Genomic DNA, 18,197 nt, shown 5'->3' with positions numbered 1-18,197 from the left:
GTCGCCCTTGCTGTCAGTTGAGTTGAAGCCCTTGCGGTTACGCAGTCGCGGCAACGGTCCGGGGTTCGTCGCGGTACTGGTACCGTCTACGATGCAGGCTGCGCCTCCGGCATCTTCCATGTGCCGTTCAGGAACACGGCGCGAGGACGGTAGAGCCGGAATGTGTAATTCCACCCCTGCGTGATCGGCAGGCAGTTCGCGATCTTGCCGTCGCAGCCGCCGAACTGGATGTCGATCGCGCCATCGGCGCTTGTCTTGCCGGTGATGCTGTTGACCGAATAGGCGTCGTATTCGTTCTTCTGGAAGAAGCCTTTGTCGTTATAGACGCTGATCGACCAGAACGCGTCGACGGGGACATCCTTGACCCTGAGCTTGTAGACCGTCTTGCCGTCGTTCTTGGCCGGGGTGAATGAGGGGTAGGATGCATCCTTGCCGGGGTTGCCGCCCCAGCCGGCTGCCGTGCCGAGCAGGTGCATGACCGGATCGACCTTTCCCTTCGGGCCGAACGCGTTGATGAAGCTGCCCGATGATGCGGCGGAGAGCGCTTCGAGCGCGTCACGGATCTTCTTTTGTTGAGCAAGGTCCCAGTTCGGGGCCTCGAACTTGCCGACCGACTTCTGCTCCACCTTCAGCGCATCTTGCAGAGCGTGAACCTGCGCGAGGTCCTTGCTGTCGTTGGGATCGACAAGGATACGGACCGCAACGAACACATAGCGGGTGCCGACCTTGTCCCTGGTGAGCGTCGTGCGGCCCGGCTTGTAGACCACCATCGGGGTGTAATGGTCCTCGCTGATGACCTGCATCGAGACGAAGCGCTTGCCGGCATCAGGAAGGGTGATGGTCACCGGGCCGGCATCGAGGTCGAAGAGCGCCTGGGAATAGAGCGTATCCCGGTTCATCCGGACCACCGGCTGGTTGTCGATCGGCGTCGGCGTCCTGCTATGGGCGAACTTGCCGAAGGCGCCAGCGTCGGCCGTCTTGCGCATATAGAAATCGCTCTCGGCTCGCTTGAAGTTGTCGAGATTGACTGGAACCGGCTGGGCGAACGCCACGCATGGCGCGAGAACCAGGAAACCCAGGCTGTAGACCGACATCATTCGCATTGAACGGTACCTCATTGGTGTCTTTGGTCGATTTGCTCGTCGTTACCGCGCAGACAGCGCAGCGGTCTCCGCGGCGCATTCGGATGCCGGGAGCATCCGCTTCGCCTTCGCGGCCTTCACCTCCGCTTTCGCGGCCTTGAGGTCGGCGAGGAAAATCGGGTCGGTCTGCAGCCGCGCGACGGTCGCCGCGCCCATGATCCGCCCGGCATCGACATCACTCTGCCAATGCGCGTCGCAGATCACCCGGCTCTGCCCGAATTCGAGGCCGCGCTTGAGCAGCGCATCGGCGCGCTCGGGATTGATCTGCGCGAACACGAGGGCCCAGCCCCAGCCTGCCGCCGTGTGGCCGGACGGGTAGGAGCCGTCGCTCCGCAGAATGGCCTCCTGATCGGCCCGGCAGGTCGCTTCGTTGTGCACCACGAAGGGGCGAACCCGGTTATACTTGTTCTTCACGCCATAGGTGGAGAGGCCGAAATCCGACAGCATCTTCTGCGTCATCGCATAGAGGCGCGGCGTCCGCTTGCTGTCGATCTTCACACCCATCGCGCAGGAGAAATTGTCGGCAGCCTGCGGAAAGGCGAGATCGGCGTCGGCATGAGCGAGCTTCCAGCGCGCGGTGTTTCGCAGGGGAAGCGTCGCCTTGCGCGCTTCCTCGTCCCGGGCCAGCGCCGCCGAGCCCGCCTCGGGCGGCGGGCCGAGCAGGACCAGGCTGTTCGGCAGGTCGGATTGCTTGAGATAGCCCGGCGCGATCTTGAAATGCGGGTCGGTGACCTTGGGCGGCACTTCGGCCGATTGCGCAAAGGCCTGCCCGCAGATCGCGAGCAGCATCAACACAGAAGCGCCTGCGGCCCGCACCGTAGTCCCAGTCATCGACATTCCCATTCCTTTCGACCTGGCTGAACTCATGAAGGCCGCCCGGTCAGAACCGGTATGTCGCCGCAACGGCGGGGCCGTGCTGCGTCACGTCGTACGAGAAGCCGCCATCGCGATAATCGACATGGAGCGCCCGGTAGCCGGCTTTCAGCGTCAGGCTTTCGCTCCAGGCGTAGTTGACGCTGCCCAGGCCCTGCCAGGTCAGGCGCGAGCCGGCGCCGAAGCCGCCGATATCGCCCGCCACCGTCAGGCTCCACGGACCGCCGAGCTGGATCCCGAGCCGGGCGCCGACGATCTGATCGACCCACATCTCGGATTCGCGGTGGTCGATGCGAAGATTGGCGAGCCCGGGCAGGACCTCCAGCTTGGTGTTGAGGTTCCAGAATCGGACGCCGCCGCCCACGTCGAGCGCGAGGACGGTGTCCTCATAAACGCGATAGAAGGCGGAGCCCTGCACGGTGGTGCTCTGCGAGCGCAGCTTCAGCGCCGAAAAGAAGGGCCCGGGCAGATTGCCGCCGGTCGTCACCTGCGAGAACTGCCCGTCGACCAGGACACTCCAGCGGTCGATGCGCATTTCGGCAGCTGCCATCAGCGCGCCGTTGAGCTCCTTGAGCACATCACGGAAGCGCAGATTGATATCCGCCGCCGGCAGCGGCGGCAGCGTCGCGCTCCTGCCGTTGATCGCCGTCGCCCAGACATAACTAGTGACGAAAAAGCTCGGTCCGGGCGCGAGTACGGGTGCCGGACGCGTGGCGGGCTGCGGGAGATCGGACGCCCAGGCCGGCCCGCACAGGCAAACCGCCATCACCCCGATGGCGAGATCGCGCGCCGTTTCGCCTGACATTGCTGCTTGTCCCCTGCCTTGCCCGGCCTACCGGCACCTGCGCGAGCGCTCCGGCTCAGTGCAGCACGCGATCGCGGCCCGACCGGCCGGCGACGATCGTTGCAAGCATTTCGTGCATGGGCCGCCTGCCCGTCTTGCCATTTCGCGCCAATCGCGACCGGCTATTCTCTCCCTCCGCCAGCCGCGAATCCTCCGGGATTCGGCCTTGCGAAAAGCATCAACGCGATGATCGCGGCGAGGTCCGATGGCTGATATCCCCCTGACGCGCGGCCAGTTCCTGCTGCCCTTCGTCAGCATCCTCGACGATATCGGCGCCCCGACGGAGACGCTCCTTGAGCGGTCCCGGCTGCCATCGTCTCTCGCCGAAAAGAGCGATCTCTATTTGCCGCTCCTGCCGGCACTACGCTTCGTCGAGACCGCTCAGAGAATCCAGGGCATCGACGATTTCGGCTTTCTCGCTGCCCAGCGCCTGCATTTCTCGCATATGAGGGAAGAGACCCGGGCCCTGATCGCGCATTCACCGACGCTACTCGTTGCGCTCCGGCACGCCTGCTATTGGGCGTCGAGGGAAGACACCATTTTGAGCATGTGGATCGAACATGACGCGGATCATGTGCGGGTCTGCAGCAGGCTTGCCGGGACCGGGCTCCTGCATCTGAAACACGCGCAATGGATCCAGAATATCTTCTCGGTCTACATCATCAGGCAATTCGCAGGGCCGGGCTGGATGCCGACGGCGATCGCCTTTGAATCGTCTTATGCGCCAAGCCCGGCGACGCGATCCTCCTGGCCGAATGTCCGGTTCCTGTCAGGCCAGCATGCGGCCTGGATCAGCCTGCCGATCGCGCTCCTCAGCCTCCCCAACCGTTCGGCCGCCTCGTTTGCGCCGACGCGGAACCAGGAGGACGGCCCTTCCGCCTACGACATCGTCGAATTGCTCAAGCTGATGCTGCCGGCTTACCTCGACGAGGGAACCACGGCTCTTGCCGACGTCGCCGAGATCGCGGGCGTCAGCACGCGGACGCTTCAGCGCAAGCTCGCCCTGATCGGCCTGTCCTACTCGGACATCCTTGACACCGTCAGGTACGAGAATGCGAGCCGGCTGCTGCAGGACACCGATTGCAGGATCATCGACGTCGCCTTTTCCTCCGGCTACACCGATCCGGCGCATTTCAGCCGCGCCTTCCGCCGGATGACGGGCATCACGCCGCGTCAGTTTCGCGAGCAGTCGCGGCTCGGCTAAGCGGCACCTCGTTCAAAAAGGGCGCGCCAGCAGAGGCTGGCGCAAGGCATCTTCCAGGTCGGCAGCCAGAGCGACGTCACCTCGTTCTCGATCCTCGGTGCCCTACCCTTCTCGCCGATCCTGCCCTTCGCCGACCTGTTCTGGACTGGCGATCGGCCTGCTCGCCTGGTTTCTGCCGAAGGTCGAGCATCGGCGGGGGTAGCGCCTGCTTTCGACCGTTAGCTGACCTTGACGAGTGTCAGCATCCGGCCCGGGGCGACATCCAAGTCATATAGGGACGGCTGGTGCAAGCCCGGCCAATGAGCCTTGCGACAGGCTATTGGTCCAGCTGAGCCGCGATTTTAATTCCTGTACGACATCTTTCAGACGCGGCGCTTTAGCAGTTAAGAACCAGTTTCTTGGAGCTGCGCAATTGTTTTAAATCTCTCAAAGATGATTGACGCACGAATTACTGTTAGAGTTATTCTTCGAGTCTCGAAAGGCTTCTTATGCGGCGTCGCCTGATCCTGCCTGTCGCGATCGGACTGGGTATGACCGTGGGCCTGCTACCTTTGGCTGGCGCCTACTATCTGTCGCGTGAACGAGCCATCGCGGCTGAACGCTTACATCTCAGAGATTATGCCGGGTGGACGTTGCAGCGGGCCGATTTAGCAATCACGCGCGCCAAGAACGGCTTGCGCCGGCTGGTCATGGAGAACCATGAGCTTTGCTCGCCCCATCATCTGCAGCGCTTGCGGCAATTGACGATGGATGCCCTCACCGTCGAGGACATTGATATATTCAAGGACGGCAAGCTCCTATGCAATAGTTTGGGCCTTTCGAAGAGCCCCGAGCCGATGCGTAAGCCGGATGTCCTCCTGTCCGAGGACTTCGGGCTCGTCGTGGGGTCGGGGCCGACGGCGCATCGTCCGCACGGCGACATGCTGGCCGTCGCATTTGGTCCCTACCACGCGCTCATCCGCAAAGAGAGTTTGGTGGATGTCCTACGCGACACCCCTATGGTGCTCGGGATCGCCACACGCGACGGCAAGCTCCTAGCATTGTCAGGACAGGCAGATCCGAATCTGGTGCGGCAGCTGTCCCGCGAAGAGATCAGCGGGGCCACGGATCAGAAGGTGTTTTCATCCTCGCGAGGCCCTGATTTCATTGCTTTTGCGATCTCGGACCGCAGCGTCGTCGACTGGCGCGCAGAAGACGAGCTTTGGAAGCTTATCCCGATAGGCTTGGTCATTTCGGCCATTGTCATCGGCCTGATCGTCTGGGTATCGCGTCAGCGCATGTCGCTGGCCGGCGAGTTGAGAACGGGGATCGCCTATCGCGAATTCATTGCGCACTACCAGCCGATCATTGATCTCTCGACCGGCAAATGCGTTGGCGCTGAAGCACTCATACGCTGGCCAAAGCCTGACGGTTCATGGGTCCGGCCAGATCTGTTCATCCCCTATGCGGAGGATCATCAGCTGATCGGCCCCGTCACCGACATCATGATCGAGCGGGTTCTGGAGGACATGAGGGATGCGCTTCGCGCCGACCCATCTCTGCACATTGCGATCAATATCTCGGCCGAAGATATTCAAAGCGGTCGCTTTCTGGACGTGCTTTCTGCTGCGATCGAGAAAGTACAAATCAACCCGGCGCAGATCTGGCTCGAGGCTACCGAGCGCGGTTTCATGGAAGCCGATGCGGCTCGCGCCACGCTCGAGCGGGCAAGAGAACTCGGGCATGCCATCGCCATCGACGATTTCGGCACGGGGTATTCCAGCCTGTCCCTCCTGGAAAGCCTGCCGCTGAATGTTCTTAAGATCGACAAGTCGTTCATCGACGCCATCGGCCGCGAGGCCGCGACGAGTATCGTGACGCCAGCCATCATTGAAATGGCGCATACCCTGAAATTCGTCGTCGTGGCGGAGGGTGTGGAGAAGGAGGAGCAGGCAGCGTATCTGAAAGCCGCTGGCGTCGAATTCGCACAAGGCTGGCTCTATTCCAAAGCCCTGCCACCCAGAGATTTTCTTCAGTACTACAGCCAGCTCAATGGAGGCGCTTCCGTGCCGGAAGCGGCATGACGGCCTCGCTCGCTGGTTGCCAGGCTCCGCTTCCCACCCTCAGCGGCCACTCCACATTTATTGCCGTCGCGACATGCACCATGTCCGCGATGACGTTAATGCGCCCGCAAGCATAGCAGGCGCTGCGGCACCTCAACAGCATGGTGCGGACGGCGGGGGTCGAACCCGCATGCCGTTTCCGGCGAGGCATTTTAAGTGCCTTGCGTCTACCAGTTTCGCCACGTCCGCGCGGCGGAACTGGTTAGCGGTGCAAAGCCTTTCCGACAAGCGCCGGTTGCGCGCTTGTCCTCAGCGCCGGTGCGCCGGCTTGTACCATTCGACGCCGTCGGGATCGACATAGAGCCCGGGCGCGACGTCGGAGCCGATCTTCTTCTCCTGCATCGGCACGCGCACCGTGTCGTCGCGGTCGCCGCGGCGGATATAGGGGCCGCTCGCCTGCTGGCTGTGCTGGCCGCCGCCACTGCCGCCGCCCATCACCGCCCGGCGGCCCGCGACCTTGTCGTCGAGCGCCGCGACCCGGCGCGCCGAGAAGGCGATCTTCGCCGTGCCCTCGACGATCGGAAAGGCCTTGCCCGAAGCCCCCTCGCCGGTGACCCGGATACCGACGAAGCGCGGCACGTAGGACTGCCCGCCGCCGCCACGCGCCAGCGCGTCCCAGCCGCCGGTGGTCGAGACCTGGGCGCCGCAGCGCTTGTGGGCGCGCTCGCAGGCCGCACGCGAGCCGTAGCGCGGCGCCTTCTGCTCGAACTCGGCGCGGGCGTTGCGATAGGCGTGCTCGCACTGCTCGGCCGAGAGCTTGCCGGCCTCGATGCATTCGTCACGGCGGACATAGGTCTGGCCGGTCGCCTGGGCGGCGAGATCGGCGGGAGTCAGTGCGATCCCGGCCACGGCAAAGGCCGCCGCGCGGGCGAGGACGAGGGGAAGAAGCGTGATCATGCGGCTTCCCTGAACATGCGATTGTGGCGTCACAGCAGCGGCCTCATCGTGATGGCGAGCTCGCGCGTGCCACCATAATCGATTTTGCCGTTGCCAAGCACGGGAATCGAGCCGGTGACCAGGAGCGCCTTCGGCAGCCATAATTCCGGGAAACCCTGGCGCTTGGCCTCGTCCTGCAGGGCTTTCTTCTCGGCATCGGGCTTTTCGGTGACGAGGACGAGCTGCTCGCCCTTGCGCACATCGGGCAGCGCCACGACCACGTGATTGTGACCGGGCCAGAGCCCGGCGATCATCGATTCGACCGCTGCCAGCGAGACCATCTCGCCGCCGAGCTTGGCGAAGCGCCGCGCCCGGCCCTTGATGGTGATGAAGCCGTCATCGATCGCGACGATGTCGCCGGTATCGTGCCAGCCGCCCTCCGGCGGCACGATTGCGCCCGGTCGGTCGGCGTTGAGATAGCCGAGCATAACGTTCGGCCCTTTGACGCAGAGCTTGCCACCGTCGTTGATGCCCTCGACCGGCTCGAGCTTCGCCGTGATGCCGGGCAGGAGCCGGCCGACGCTGCCGTCCCTGGTCGCGACCGGCGTGTTGCAGGCCAGCACCGGCGAGCACTCGGTGCAGCCATAGCCTTCGAGGATGGTGGTGCCATAGGGCTCCCACATCCGGCGCGTCTCCGGCTTCACCCGCTCGGCACCGGCGACGACATAGCGCACGCTCTTGAGGTCGCCTTCATCCGCAGCGCGCGCGTAGCCCTGAAGGAAGGTGTCGGTCGCGAACAGGAAGGTCGCGCCCGTCTCGCCGATCAGCTTCGGCACCTGCTTGTAATGCAGCGGGCTCGGATAGAGCACGACCTTCATGCCGTGGGTCAGCGGCATCAGCAGCGCCGCGGTCAGCCCGAAGGAGTGGAAGGCCGGCAGCGGATTCATGACGATGTCGCGCTCGCTGAGGAAGCCGGCCGCCAACTGGAAGATCTGACGCGCATTCGAGACCAGATTGGCATGGCTCAGCACCACGCCCTTCGGCTTGCCCTCGGTGCCGGAGGTGAAGAGCACGACGGCCGGATCGTCGGGCTTGGCCGCGTGACGGGCGTGCACCATGCCCGGCGCCAGCGAGGCCAGCGCGCCGATCGCCTTGTCGAGGCTGGTCAACTCCTTGCGGACATCTTCAAGATAGATCACCCGCCGGCCCGGCGCGAGCGCCTCGATGATGTCGTCGAGCTTGGCCTGATCGATGAAGCGGCGCGAGGTGACGATGGTCGAGATCGGCCCGATCTCGCAGGCGGCGGTGAGGTTCTTCAGGCCCGCGGTGAAATTGAGCAGCGCCGGCACGCGGCCGAAAGCCGAGAGCCCGAACAGCGTCACAGCCATACCCTGCACATTCGGCAGCATCAGCCCGACCGTCTCGCCGGGCGTGGTCAATGCCGAAAGCTTGCGGCCGAGCACCAGCGCGCCCAGCACCAGCCGGCCATAGGTGATCGGCTGCCGCTCAGGGTCCTCAAGCGCGACGCGGCCCTTGCCATGCTTGCCGGCGGCAGCCAGCAACGCCTGGAAGAGCGTCATCCGGGCGCCTTCGGCATCGAAGGGCTGTGCCGGCAGTTCGATCGCGGCCATTCGGCTCGTGCTCCCCTTGTCGTTCCTCTTGCCCGCAACCTAAGGCGAATGGGCCGGGATACAATGCGCAGGCAAGACCTTCCCTTGCGTCATAACGCACGCTACGGTTGCTGCGTGAAGCTGGGGGATACGGCATGTTTCGGCTGCGTTTGCTCCTGTCGGTCCTGTCGCTCCTGGCTGCCGAGCTCACTGCGGGCAGCGCGTTCGCGCAGCCTCGCATCGAGTGGGAAATCGCCAACCGCTTTCGTCTGTTCAAGCAGGAAAAGCAGTTCCGCAAGCTCGCCGAGGTCTTCACCGCGCTGCCGGAGCAGGACCGCAAGGAGCGGCCGGCCTTCGCCTTCGAGGATGCCATGCAACGTGCCGCTGCGGCGCGCACGCTCGGTAAGGCCTTCGGTGACCGGGGCAGCATCGCGCGTTATGGCTGGACCTCCGCGGTGACCCATGAAACTTGCTTCCAGAATGGCAATCACGGCCATTGGCAATGCGAGCTCGACACCGGCGACCAATTCATGGAGCCTCGGGTCGCAGATGTGCTTGCTAGGCTCGTCGACCTGCCGCCCGCGCTCGCCGGGCAATCCTGCCGGTGGGTGGCAGCGGAGCTTTCGATTGCCGCTCCCTGCGCGCAGGAAGTAAGGCTGCGGCGGCGCGCCTTCGACAAGCCATTCGACATCACGGTAACGGCTGCGAATGCGACTGTGGCCGAGATCAAGAACGCACGGCTGCGCCATGTCGCGATCGTCGGCTTCGGCGATTCGTTCTCCTCGGGCGAGGGCAATCCCGACAAGCCGGTCGAGCTCGTCGACGATAGCCCATCTCCTTACCAAAATTCCTCGGTGACCAATGGACGTCCCCGGAATTATCCGCGGCGGCTTCATGGCGATCACAAGAGCCTAGGACACCCTTACGCAGCAGCCGTCTGGCTCAACAGCCAATGCCATCGTTCGCTCTATTCGCAGCACGTTCGCGCCGCACTCGTCATCGCACTGGCCCATCACGACACCGCCGTGACGTTGACCCCTTACAGCTGCACCGGCGCGGAGGTCAGGGCCGGGATCCTCGGCTACTATGGCGCGCGCGACGATGCCGGCGAGGCCGGCGACTCCTCGCCGCAACTCATGCGCTATTGGCGCGACTACTGCAGCAGCAGGGTCGGCTACAGCCGCTTCAACAATCGTGGCAAAGGCTTCAATTGGCAGAACGAGCTGCGGCATTGCAAGGAGCGGGCTCGGCTCAAGCCCGACGCAGTGCTGCTCAGCATCGGCGGAAACGACATCGGCTTTTCCAGCGTGATCGCCGAAGAGGTTGTCGCCAAAGGCGACTACGGACCATTCACCAATCTGCTCTACAAGCTCTGGCTCAGTCAGGTCGACACCAAGACCTTCGACGAGGCGCGGACGGCGGTCAGCGAAGTGATCCCGCCTCGCATCCAGGAGCTGTCCGCCGCCTTCCGCGAGCATCTCGACCTGCCCTCCTCCGCCATCATCCAGACCGGCTATCCGCAGATCACGCGCAGCAGCGGAGGAAGCAGCTTCTGTCAGCCGAGCGACGCGGGCATGGACGTCCACCGCATACTCGCCATCAGCAAGGACGACACGGGCGAGGAAGCGGCCACGTTCGTGCCGTTCCTGAACCAGCGTATCGCCGCTGCCGTCGCCGCCCTCCCCGAAGAACGACGTTGGCGCTTCATCGACAGCCATGTCGAGCGTTTCGCCGGCCACGCGCTCTGTTCGGCCGGCGCGCCCGCCGGTGCGCCGGACAGCGGGGTTTCAGGCGCAATGCGCTTTCCTGTCTATGTCGGCTTCAAAGCCAACCGCTTCCTGTGGGAGCCGTTCGCGCCGAGCGAATGGCGCGCCTATCGGCCGCGCAACCGCTGGTTCGTGACTCCGAACGACGCTTTCTTGACCGGGCACTATATGCGCGTCGCGGCCGTCCGTGGCTGGGGTACGCCCAACCCCCAGGACAAGACGCAGCCGCTCCTCGCCGCGACGCTCGGCGGCTCCTTCCATCCCAATGCCAGCGGCCATGCCGCGATCGCCGACGCAACCATTCCGGTGCTGCGCGAGGTGCTCAAGCTTCCACAGCCTTAATCACTTTGCCGGCGCATGGCCGCGATGCGCGGTGGGCTACTTGTGTGTTGCATTGCCGCGAAAATCGCCTTGGAATCGGCTCCGGCTCAACGATCTCGAAACGTCGGCGCTCCAATCGCTGAAATTTGACGAAGAAGCCGTTCATCACGTCGTGCTGTCGTCATTGAGATCGGGCATACTTATCACTATCTCCGGTTGCGGAGCTGGGGATTGCAGCCGTGCCGTCCATTTCGAAAAAACTGATCACCGCCGCTGCGCTGGCAGCGGCTTATTTCGTCATAGCCACACCGGCGCAGGCCGCCGGCTTCTGGGAGACGCTCTTCGGCGTCCCGCAGCGCCGGGCCGTGGCGCCGATGCCGGAGAGCAATCCGTTGCACATGACCGTGCGGCCGAAGCGCAAGAAGGCTGCAACAACGCTCGATGCCGGCAAGGACGGGCCGAAGCCGAAGCTCGTCAAGCCGATGGAGTATGCCAACGACCCGTTCTGGTATCTGAGCGACGAGACGCTGAAGAAGGGCGATATCATCGTCCTGAAGGACCGTGTCGTCGTCTTCGACGGCGGCACGCGCGCCTATGCCAACTTCGCCAGTTTCCAGACCAGCAAGCTGCTCTCGGCCAAGGCCAAGAGCCAGCTCAAATACCTGGTCTCGACCCCGAGGGACAACTACACGGTCTGGGAACCGGTCCAGGCGATCGGTGATCGCAACGCTGCGGCCTCGGCCGAACTCTCTGAGCGTACGCGCTGAGGCGCCGTCGGAACCGTCATTGCGAGCGTAAGCGAAGCAATCCAGGAGACGTAGAGCGCCGCGGCCCCTGGATTGCTTCGTCGCTACGCTCCTCGCAATGACGGTTTCTGCCACGCGATGGATTGGTCCGGCAGCCGGGGATTGACCTCCCACACCATCCCATTCCTGTCGCATTGATACCTTCGAATGGTCAGACCGGCGCCAGAGGCTGACCGGATTTCGCCTCTAGGGTCGCTCCGCATCGGGCGTTTGCCCCTCCCTCCAGCGATGGAAAGGAGCCAGCGATGCGCAACCTCGCCAGTGCCGTCTGCCTGTCTTTCGCGCTGTTTGCCGGCGCCGCTATGGCGCAAGACCCGCCGCCTGCTTCCCCTGCCCCTGACGCTCCCGGCCTGCAGAATCCCGCCGCGATCCGCAATGCGACCGTGATCGAGCGCGGCGCGCTGCCGCCGCAACTGCGCGTGCAAGTCGACAGCGCCGTCGCGCAGGCGAGCCCCGACGATCTCAGGCAACTCAGGCAGTCGATCGACGCCATTCCTGTTGCCGCCAAGGCGCTTCAGGCCAAGGGCATGAACTCCGCCGCGGTCATCGCAGTCGCCTTCGACGAGGACGGCGACCTGACTCTGATCGCTGAAGAAAGCATCTGAGAAGCCAGGCCACTTCAGGAGTGCCAGCCGCGAGACCGGAGCACTTCCATGGGCAGTTCGGCGCTCCTGCCCCGACTTAGCGTAGCGCCGCGAGAGCTGGATCCGATCGGATTGGCACAGTCTGATCGGTGAATCCGTCTCTCACTCGCAATGAAAGGACCGATCATGAAACTGACCGAAGCAGGCATCGACAGCACCCTCCACCAGATCGAGGCGCAGGCAATACCGGAAAACCATCCTGCCACGGTTCAACTCGGCGAGCTGTTCGGCGAACACACCTTCTTCCTTGACACCAGCGGGCTCGCCATCATCGAGCCGGTGAAGACCGATGGAGCCGCCGAGAGCATGGGGCGTGTGGTCAAGCTCGCGCGCTGGAGCGACGAGAGTCGAAAGAATCTCTCCCCGCACGAACCTGAGTACACCGACATCGTGGTCGCGCTCGATCGCGCGGCGTAGGGCGTAGGCTTCTCTGACAAGCGCGGGATTCCCTCTCCCGGATGGGAGAGGGGTAGGGGCGAGGGACCGCCGCTGGTTAGTGGAGCGCGAGAGTACCACTGCGCCTTTTGCGGATAGGGCAGGCCCTCATACCTGCCCTTCTCCACTGATCTCGGGTCTACCCTAGATCAGCACTCAGAGTGATCGAAGTCGGGTAAACCCGACTTCGATGCGGGAGAAGGGTTCCCCGAGCACAGCGACCAATGGCGAGCCTCAGCCGAACGCGCCGATCTCATGCTGGATCGCGCCGGAAATCTCGCGCAGCAGCGCAAAGCAATCCCGCATCGGCTCGATGACGTCGCGATGCAGGGCGGCATAGGCACCGCCTTCGCGCGGACCGGCAGGCTCGCCGAAATCGAGCCCCAGCGCCGGATCGGGATTGACCGGGAAGATCTCGCCGAGCAAAGCGAGCGCCCCGTTCATGTCGAGCCTGAGGATGCGTTCGAGCAGCAGCTCGCGCGTCACCCCGGCGTGCGGCCGGAAATCCGGGATATGCGTCGCCGAGAGCCAGATCCGGTGCAGCAGTGAAAGCCGCAGCGTATGCAGCGCCACCAGCCGGACCGGCATCGCCGGCGGTTCGCCCGCCGCTTCCTTCAGCTTCAGCCGGTCTGAGGCGAAGCGCCAGAACAGCCGTCGCAGCGAAGGCGCAAGGTCGAGTTGCGCCAGCGCCTCGGCGACCGCGAGCAATTCGTCGCGCCGCCCCTCCTTCTCGGTCCGCCGTGCCCGGTCGAACCAGCTGCCGGCGTCGAGCGTGTCGAGATAGGCGCGTAAGACGTCGAGATCACTGTTCGCCATCGCATGGGCCGCGAGGCGATAGGCTCGGCCAAAGCGCTCCGAGCTCTCGCGCATCGTGGCGAACAGCTCCGGCGCCCGCGCCGCCGCCTGGCCGATCCCGTGCACGCTGTTCGCCAGCCAGCCGAGCTGCTGCAGGATGGCGTTGTTCGGAATGGCGCGCAGCTCGCGCGGATGGCGGATCACCGTCGGTCCGCCGGCATCGCTCTGGCGTGCCGCCGGACGCGAGCCGGTCTTGTCGAGCAGCGAGGGACCGAAGGTGCCGATCAGCGCCGCATAGCCGGGATCGTCGACGAGATGCGTCATCTCCTCGCGCACGGTCTGGAAGAACTCGGTGGCGAAGTCCGGCTCGGCATAGATTGGATCGTCCGCGCCCACCGTGGCATCGGTAAAGACGGCCTCGGCGATGCGCGCCACCGTCGCCCCGGCGAGCCCCTTGGTGCCGAACAGCAGATAGCCGTCGCTGCCCTGGAAGCTGGTCTCGCGCGTCACCTTGACGCCGGCCTTGGCGAAGGCGCGCCGCGGCCATTCCGGATCGAGATAGGCCAGCCGGTCGGCGAGGCTGTCGGGATGGGCGCCGCGCCCGGCCGACTCGCCATGGGTGTCGAAGATCACGAGCTCGACCTCGGTCAGCCCATAACGCTGCAGCAGTTCGAGGATGCGGCTTCTCAGCCGCTCGACCCAGAAGGTCGCCGCGACCTGGCCGATATAGCGGCCGGAATCGGAATAGCCGAACTGGACGCAGAGCCGGCCATGGCGCTTGAGATAGTCGCGCCAATGCGGGCTGCGCAGCGCCTCGTCGATGATGCGCGGCCCCTGTTCGAGCGCGTCCGAGGTCTCGAACAGCGGCGATATCTCGACCAGATCGGCGATGCCGAAGCGCCTGGCGAGATAGAGTGCCGAGAGCAGGGTGTAGCCTGTCTCGGTCTCGGCGATCAGGAAGCGCACCGGCCGCGAGCCGTCGACATGCTTCACGATCTGCGCGACCATCATCATCATTCGCGCCGCCGAGGCGCGCTCGACCGCGAGCGCCCCAAAATCGACCGGCGTCGGCCTCACCCTGGCGAGCGCCTGGTTGACCGCGGCGAGGAAGGCGCGCCTCTGCGCCGGCTGGGCCGGTTCCTCGTCGAGCGAAATGACACCGCGCATGGCGTTGTGAAGCTGCGAGGCGTTGAGCCGGAAATGCGGCAGCGCGATCGAGACGCCATGGGCGATCACGCCGGCCCGCGCCAGCACCAGCGCTTCCGCCGTCGCCTCGTCCTCGGCCAGCACGATCGCCTTGTCGAGCGCCGCCACCAGCTTGGAAGACTCCGGCAGCGAAGCCTCGCGCTCGCCGACCAGCGAAAGCGAGAACGCCTGCAGCGCCGCGATCTCCGGCTTGCTGTTCAGCGGTGGGCAGAACGCAAGCTGCCTCTCCACCGCCGCATGTGCGCCCTCAACCAGCGCCCTCACCTCCCCCGTCGCCGGCACCTCCGGCAGCTTCTCCAGCAAGCGGAAGAACTGGCCGCGCTTCGATTCCAGCCGGTATCGCAGCGTGTCCCACCAGCCGATATCGGTGCGCCCGTCGGTGTCGCAGCCGACCCACGAGGCGAGCTGCAGAGCGCGGGGCTTGAGCTCGCGCCAGCGCTGCGGCCAGCGCGCCCGCGCCTCGGCGAGGAAGGCGGCGTTGAGCCGATCGATCGCATCGCGGGCATTGCGCACCGAGAAGCGCGCCTGCTCGAATTCGTCCTGCAGGGTGATCGCCGCATCCGGCCGGAAGGAAAGATCGGCCGCCCTCAGCGCCGCCGCCTCGCCCTCGTTCGAGGCGAGCTCGGCCAGCGCATGCGCCACCGCCCGGCTCATGCCGAAGGTCGGATGCGCGGTGAAGACGGCAGCGAAGCGCACGCGGGCCAGCGCCGCGCCATAGGCCTCGAAGGGCTGAGCCGAGCCGCTCGCCTCCTCGGCGACGCGCCGCGCCAGCGCCGCATAGGCCTCGGACTCGTCGCGTTCGAGCCCGACATAGCTCGCAACGCGTGCCGCCCGATCGGCGAGCGCAGCTCGGCCGAGTTGGCGGATCAGCGCGGCGGCATCATCGAGTGTGACCTCGCCGCGATCCATCTTGCGGGTGAGCCAGAGCGTGGCGCGCAGCACCGGATTGCCGAACGGGTCCTCGCGCGCATCCGAGCGCGCCTGCACGATCGCCGCCGACAATTCGCTCGCCAGCGCCGATGGCGACAATTCCTCCGCACCCGCCACGCCGCTCTCCGCTTTTCAATCGTTTGATGAGGCGGGTCGCAAGTGAGCAAGATTTCGACTTTGCTGCAACTGCGAAATGCGATGCGGCTCCGCAACAAGAAGCTGCCGCGTCGCATTCGGCAAATGGCCCGCCCCCGGCGAGCCATGTCTTAGCTGGCCTCACGCCGCCCGCAGCACCTTGACCACCGCGGAATGCTCCTCCTCGCCGAAGCCGGCCGCGATGCCGCGCTGGAAGATGGAGGCAGCGAAACGCGGCCAGTCCGCGCCGATCTTGAGGTCGGCGGAGAGCTCGACCAGCCGGGCGATATCGGTTCCTGCCGTGCGCAGCGTGCTCTCCGGCTTCCCGAACCGGCCCGCGGCGATCGCCTTGCCCATATGACTGAGATCCTGTCCGAGCGAGGGGCTGAGCGACGCCATCATCGCACCGAAGGCATCGGCCGGAACGCCTTCCGCCTCGCAGATCGCGGCGCCGTGGCTGAAGCCGATCCAGTGCCCGGCGAGATAGGCGAGCGCCGCATTGAACAACACCAGCGCCTGGCCGATCTCGGCGCCGGCATGGCTGACCCCGCCCAGCGCATCCAGCAACGGCTGCGCCACGGCAAACTCGGCCTCCGACCCAGCCACGACGATCGCTGCTTCCGGCCCGCCGATCTGGCGCGGCCAGGCGGCGATGGCGCCGTCGAGATAGCACGCCCCGGCTGCCTGCATCTGCGCCTCCAGTGCCCGCGCCTGCTTCGGGATGCCCGAGGTCAGCTGCACGACGAGCTTCCCCGCCAGCGCCTGCATCACGCCATCGGCACTGAGAACGGTCGCGGTCGCCGCATAGTCCGAGACGCAGATCACGATGACTGGGCTGGCGCCGACAGCCTGCGCCGGGCTCGCCGCTAGCACCGCGCCGCGCGCCTGCAGCGGCGCGGCCTTGGCGGCGCTGCGGTTCCAGACCGTCACGCTCTTGCCGGCCTTCAGGAAGGCGCCAGCCAGCGCCGCCCCCATTTCACCGAGGCCGATGACGCTTACATCACTCATGATCTTGTCCTCTCAGTCGTTGCGCAGGACTGCGCTCCATGGCTGGGAAAGATAAGAAATAGATCGATAATTCAAGTACTTACAAAAACGTAAGCGGAAGCGAGGTCAACATGGTGAAACCCGGATTGTTCGATTGCGGCCTCGGGCCGGCGCTGAAGGTGATCGCCGGCAAATGGCGGCCGACGATCATCTGGACGCTGCATGCCGGCCCCGTCCGCTTCGGGACCTTGCGCCGCCGTATCGGCGGCATCAGCGAGAAGATCCTGTTCGAGGAACTGCGCGCGCTGGAGGAGGCCGGTATCGTCCATCGCCGGAGCTTCGACGAGCGCACCGCGCGGGTCGAGTACTCGCTGACGCCGGCCGGCGCTGAACTCAATGGTGCGGTCCACGCTCTGGCCGAATGGGGCTCGCGCCACTTCGCCACCGCCGAGCAGGCCGCCTGCCTGGAGGGGCCGTGGGCGCAGAGGGAAAGCCCGGCGCCGGAACCGCTGCAGACGTGACGCCGGCACCTCGATCTGCCTCCCGCCCTTACAATCACCGGTTTCATGGCCATATCGGAGTGGACCCGGAGGAAGCCATGGATACGACCGTGCGGCGCAACCTCGCCGACAACTGGGGCGTCTCCGACCTGCTTGAGCGCCCGATCTGCTCGATCATTCGCGACCCGCACGGCACGTGCTGGATCACGCTCTCACAGGAGCAGGTCGCGCGTCTGAGCGACATCCGAAAGGGGCCGTTCCGATCGGTGGATGCAGCGATGACGGCGATCGAGAAAAACCTCAGAGGACCATGCCGTCATCGCACGGCAACTGTTCCGGCGAATGATTTCCCGTAATATCCCGGCAGTCACGACATAGCAGAGCCTGCCTGCACAACTTCATTTGGCCACATTGCCTAGGTAGAAACAGCAGGCAGGCGAAGACTGATCGGCTGGTTCCACTGTCAGGAACCGGCGGCGAGCCTCCACCCTACCCATCGAAAACCGATCGCTGCCAGTCGCAGCATCATCGCCGCACGCAGTGTGCCCGGCGATGTCACCACAAGACCGCGCGGTCTTAAGCCGTGCGGCAAACGGATATAAATGCAAGAATCAACACAACTGAAGTCATCCGAGACCGGGCGTGTCGCCGATGCGATCGCCAATACGCTTCCGCCGAAATCCGCGCCTGCAAGATCCGCACCTGACTGGAAGCCGCAACCCTGCGGCCTCAGCCGCCAGGAACTGCGTCGCATCGTCAAGAAGATGCTGGGATGAGGAGGCTGGACATGACCATACGCCAACCCAAATCCGCTGCCTTCGACAATCGCTTCACCCGCTCGGGCCCACGCGCCGACGCTGCGCCGACAAAGCCGGGCTCAAACCCGCGGGCGAGCTATGAGCGCTATCTCGCTTTGGCCAAGGCCAAGGCCCTCGCCGGCGACAGGGTCGAGGCCGAGCGCTATTATCAATATGCCGAGCATTATCAGCGCCTGATCAACGGCACGGCCGCCTGAGGCCCG

At 65.0% G+C, this 18,197-nt stretch carries 16 protein-coding genes and 1 tRNA gene; 9 read left to right on the top strand and 8 right to left on the bottom strand.

All coding sequences use genetic code 11. The features are described from left to right. Positions 1 to 86 precede the first annotated feature (86 nt). The 3 genes from BLM15_RS03450 to BLM15_RS03440 are packed head-to-tail and all read right to left on the bottom strand — an operon-like array spanning position 87 to position 2,820. The gene (locus BLM15_RS03450; protein ID WP_236846677.1) at positions 87 to 1,094 is read right to left on the bottom strand and encodes a DUF1254 domain-containing protein; all 1,008 of its coding nucleotides are present in this window, start codon (positions 1,092 to 1,094) and stop codon (positions 87 to 89) included. Positions 1,095 to 1,145: 51 nt separating this feature from the next. Further along, positions 1,146 to 1,973 carry an acid phosphatase gene (locus BLM15_RS03445; protein ID WP_236846522.1) on the bottom strand — a complete coding sequence of 276 codons (828 nt, stop codon included), beginning with the start codon at positions 1,971 to 1,973 and terminating at the stop codon, positions 1,146 to 1,148. A gap of 49 nt (positions 1,974 to 2,022) precedes the next feature. Then, positions 2,023 to 2,820: a hypothetical protein gene (locus BLM15_RS03440; RefSeq protein ID WP_126110404.1), complete on the bottom strand. Its 798-nt coding sequence runs from the start codon at positions 2,818 to 2,820 to the stop codon at positions 2,023 to 2,025. 244 nt (positions 2,821 to 3,064) lie between these two features. Here BLM15_RS03440 and BLM15_RS03435 point away from each other — a divergent pair, with 244 nt between their 5' ends. Beyond that, positions 3,065 to 4,063 carry a helix-turn-helix transcriptional regulator gene (locus BLM15_RS03435; protein ID WP_126110402.1) on the top strand — a complete coding sequence of 333 codons (999 nt, stop codon included), beginning with the start codon at positions 3,065 to 3,067 and terminating at the stop codon, positions 4,061 to 4,063. 488 nt (positions 4,064 to 4,551) lie between these two features. Then, positions 4,552 to 6,126 carry an EAL domain-containing protein gene (locus tag BLM15_RS03430; RefSeq protein ID WP_126110400.1) on the top strand — a complete coding sequence of 525 codons (1,575 nt, stop codon included), beginning with the start codon at positions 4,552 to 4,554 and terminating at the stop codon, positions 6,124 to 6,126. Between the two features lie 141 nt (positions 6,127 to 6,267). On the opposite strand, the gene BLM15_RS03425 is transcribed toward BLM15_RS03430, so the two are convergent. The 3 genes from BLM15_RS03425 to BLM15_RS03415 form a co-directional block, all read right to left on the bottom strand. Then, a tRNA-Leu gene (locus tag BLM15_RS03425) sits at positions 6,268 to 6,354 on the bottom strand. 60 nt (positions 6,355 to 6,414) lie between these two features. Beyond that, a complete protein-coding gene (locus BLM15_RS03420; RefSeq protein WP_164547387.1) occupies positions 6,415 to 7,062 on the bottom strand; it encodes a DUF1190 domain-containing protein in 648 nt (215 codons plus the stop codon). A 29-nt stretch (positions 7,063 to 7,091) separates the two neighbouring features. After that, a complete protein-coding gene (locus tag BLM15_RS03415) occupies positions 7,092 to 8,672 on the bottom strand; it encodes an AMP-binding protein (protein WP_126110396.1) in 1,581 nt (526 codons plus the stop codon). 134 nt (positions 8,673 to 8,806) lie between these two features. Here BLM15_RS03415 and BLM15_RS03410 point away from each other — a divergent pair, with 134 nt between their 5' ends. The 4 genes from BLM15_RS03410 to BLM15_RS03395 all read left to right on the top strand — a co-directional run bounded on the left by BLM15_RS03410 (position 8,807) and on the right by BLM15_RS03395 (position 12,605). Then, the gene (locus BLM15_RS03410; protein WP_126110394.1) at positions 8,807 to 10,759 is read left to right on the top strand and encodes an SGNH/GDSL hydrolase family protein; all 1,953 of its coding nucleotides are present in this window, start codon (positions 8,807 to 8,809) and stop codon (positions 10,757 to 10,759) included. Positions 10,760 to 10,977: 218 nt separating this feature from the next. Beyond that, positions 10,978 to 11,505, top strand: coding sequence for a hypothetical protein (locus BLM15_RS03405; RefSeq protein WP_126110392.1), 528 nt, complete (start codon positions 10,978 to 10,980; stop codon positions 11,503 to 11,505). A 284-nt stretch (positions 11,506 to 11,789) separates the two neighbouring features. Then, the gene (locus BLM15_RS03400) at positions 11,790 to 12,149 is read left to right on the top strand and encodes a hypothetical protein (RefSeq protein WP_126110391.1); all 360 of its coding nucleotides are present in this window, start codon (positions 11,790 to 11,792) and stop codon (positions 12,147 to 12,149) included. Between the two features lie 165 nt (positions 12,150 to 12,314). Then, positions 12,315 to 12,605 carry a hypothetical protein gene (locus tag BLM15_RS03395; protein WP_126110389.1) on the top strand — a complete coding sequence of 97 codons (291 nt, stop codon included), beginning with the start codon at positions 12,315 to 12,317 and terminating at the stop codon, positions 12,603 to 12,605. 252 nt (positions 12,606 to 12,857) lie between these two features. On the opposite strand, the gene BLM15_RS03390 is transcribed toward BLM15_RS03395, so the two are convergent. Both BLM15_RS03390 and BLM15_RS03385 read right to left on the bottom strand, forming a co-directional pair. Beyond that, positions 12,858 to 15,533: a phosphoenolpyruvate carboxylase gene (locus tag BLM15_RS03390; protein ID WP_126116041.1), complete on the bottom strand. Its 2,676-nt coding sequence runs from the start codon at positions 15,531 to 15,533 to the stop codon at positions 12,858 to 12,860. Between the two features lie 297 nt (positions 15,534 to 15,830). Further along, complete coding sequence (locus tag BLM15_RS03385; protein WP_126110387.1) at positions 15,831 to 16,697, bottom strand: NAD(P)-dependent oxidoreductase; 867 nt, start codon at positions 16,695 to 16,697, stop codon at positions 15,831 to 15,833. A 110-nt stretch (positions 16,698 to 16,807) separates the two neighbouring features. Between BLM15_RS03385 and BLM15_RS03380 the strand changes: the two genes are divergently transcribed. The 3 genes from BLM15_RS03380 to BLM15_RS03370 all read left to right on the top strand — a co-directional run bounded on the left by BLM15_RS03380 (position 16,808) and on the right by BLM15_RS03370 (position 18,191). After that, positions 16,808 to 17,197 (top strand): winged helix-turn-helix transcriptional regulator, encoded by a 390-nt coding sequence (locus BLM15_RS03380; protein ID WP_126110385.1) that lies wholly within the window; start codon positions 16,808 to 16,810, stop codon positions 17,195 to 17,197. Between the two features lie 77 nt (positions 17,198 to 17,274). Next, positions 17,275 to 17,532: a hypothetical protein gene (locus BLM15_RS03375; RefSeq protein ID WP_126110383.1), complete on the top strand. Its 258-nt coding sequence runs from the start codon at positions 17,275 to 17,277 to the stop codon at positions 17,530 to 17,532. Between the two features lie 431 nt (positions 17,533 to 17,963). After that, positions 17,964 to 18,191: a DUF4167 domain-containing protein gene (locus tag BLM15_RS03370; RefSeq protein WP_206438600.1), complete on the top strand. Its 228-nt coding sequence runs from the start codon at positions 17,964 to 17,966 to the stop codon at positions 18,189 to 18,191. Positions 18,192 to 18,197 lie beyond the last annotated feature (6 nt).

Source organism: Bosea sp. Tri-49 (genome assembly GCF_003952665.1).
Classification (GTDB): domain Bacteria; phylum Pseudomonadota; class Alphaproteobacteria; order Rhizobiales; family Beijerinckiaceae; genus Allobosea.
The sequence above is the reverse complement of the archived record's forward strand: the minus strand, read 5'-3'. Positions and strand labels throughout refer to the sequence as shown.

What these genes read in the sequence shown, in the direction of transcription:
- BLM15_RS03450 (WP_236846677.1), bottom strand. Translation starts at nt 1,094, where the DNA reads ATGTCGGTCTACAGCCTGGGTTTCCTGGTTCTCGCGCCATGCGTGGCG.
- BLM15_RS03445 (WP_236846522.1), bottom strand. Translation starts at nt 1,973, where the DNA reads ATGACTGGGACTACGGTGCGGGCCGCAGGCGCTTCTGTGTTGATGCTG.
- BLM15_RS03440 (WP_126110404.1), bottom strand. Translation starts at nt 2,820, where the DNA reads ATGTCAGGCGAAACGGCGCGCGATCTCGCCATCGGGGTGATGGCGGTT.
- BLM15_RS03435 (WP_126110402.1), top strand. Translation starts at nt 3,065, where the DNA reads ATGGCTGATATCCCCCTGACGCGCGGCCAGTTCCTGCTGCCCTTCGTC.
- BLM15_RS03430 (WP_126110400.1), top strand. Translation starts at nt 4,552, where the DNA reads ATGCGGCGTCGCCTGATCCTGCCTGTCGCGATCGGACTGGGTATGACC.
- BLM15_RS03420 (WP_164547387.1), bottom strand. Translation starts at nt 7,062, where the DNA reads ATGATCACGCTTCTTCCCCTCGTCCTCGCCCGCGCGGCGGCCTTTGCC.
- BLM15_RS03415 (WP_126110396.1), bottom strand. Translation starts at nt 8,672, where the DNA reads ATGGCCGCGATCGAACTGCCGGCACAGCCCTTCGATGCCGAAGGCGCC.
- BLM15_RS03410 (WP_126110394.1), top strand. Translation starts at nt 8,807, where the DNA reads ATGTTTCGGCTGCGTTTGCTCCTGTCGGTCCTGTCGCTCCTGGCTGCC.
- BLM15_RS03400 (WP_126110391.1), top strand. Translation starts at nt 11,790, where the DNA reads ATGCGCAACCTCGCCAGTGCCGTCTGCCTGTCTTTCGCGCTGTTTGCC.
- BLM15_RS03395 (WP_126110389.1), top strand. Translation starts at nt 12,315, where the DNA reads ATGAAACTGACCGAAGCAGGCATCGACAGCACCCTCCACCAGATCGAG.
- BLM15_RS03390 (WP_126116041.1), bottom strand. Translation starts at nt 15,533, where the DNA reads ATGGATCGCGGCGAGGTCACACTCGATGATGCCGCCGCGCTGATCCGC.
- BLM15_RS03385 (WP_126110387.1), bottom strand. Translation starts at nt 16,697, where the DNA reads ATGAGTGATGTAAGCGTCATCGGCCTCGGTGAAATGGGGGCGGCGCTG.
- BLM15_RS03380 (WP_126110385.1), top strand. Translation starts at nt 16,808, where the DNA reads ATGGTGAAACCCGGATTGTTCGATTGCGGCCTCGGGCCGGCGCTGAAG.
- BLM15_RS03375 (WP_126110383.1), top strand. Translation starts at nt 17,275, where the DNA reads ATGGATACGACCGTGCGGCGCAACCTCGCCGACAACTGGGGCGTCTCC.
- BLM15_RS03370 (WP_206438600.1), top strand. Translation starts at nt 17,964, where the DNA reads ATGACCATACGCCAACCCAAATCCGCTGCCTTCGACAATCGCTTCACC.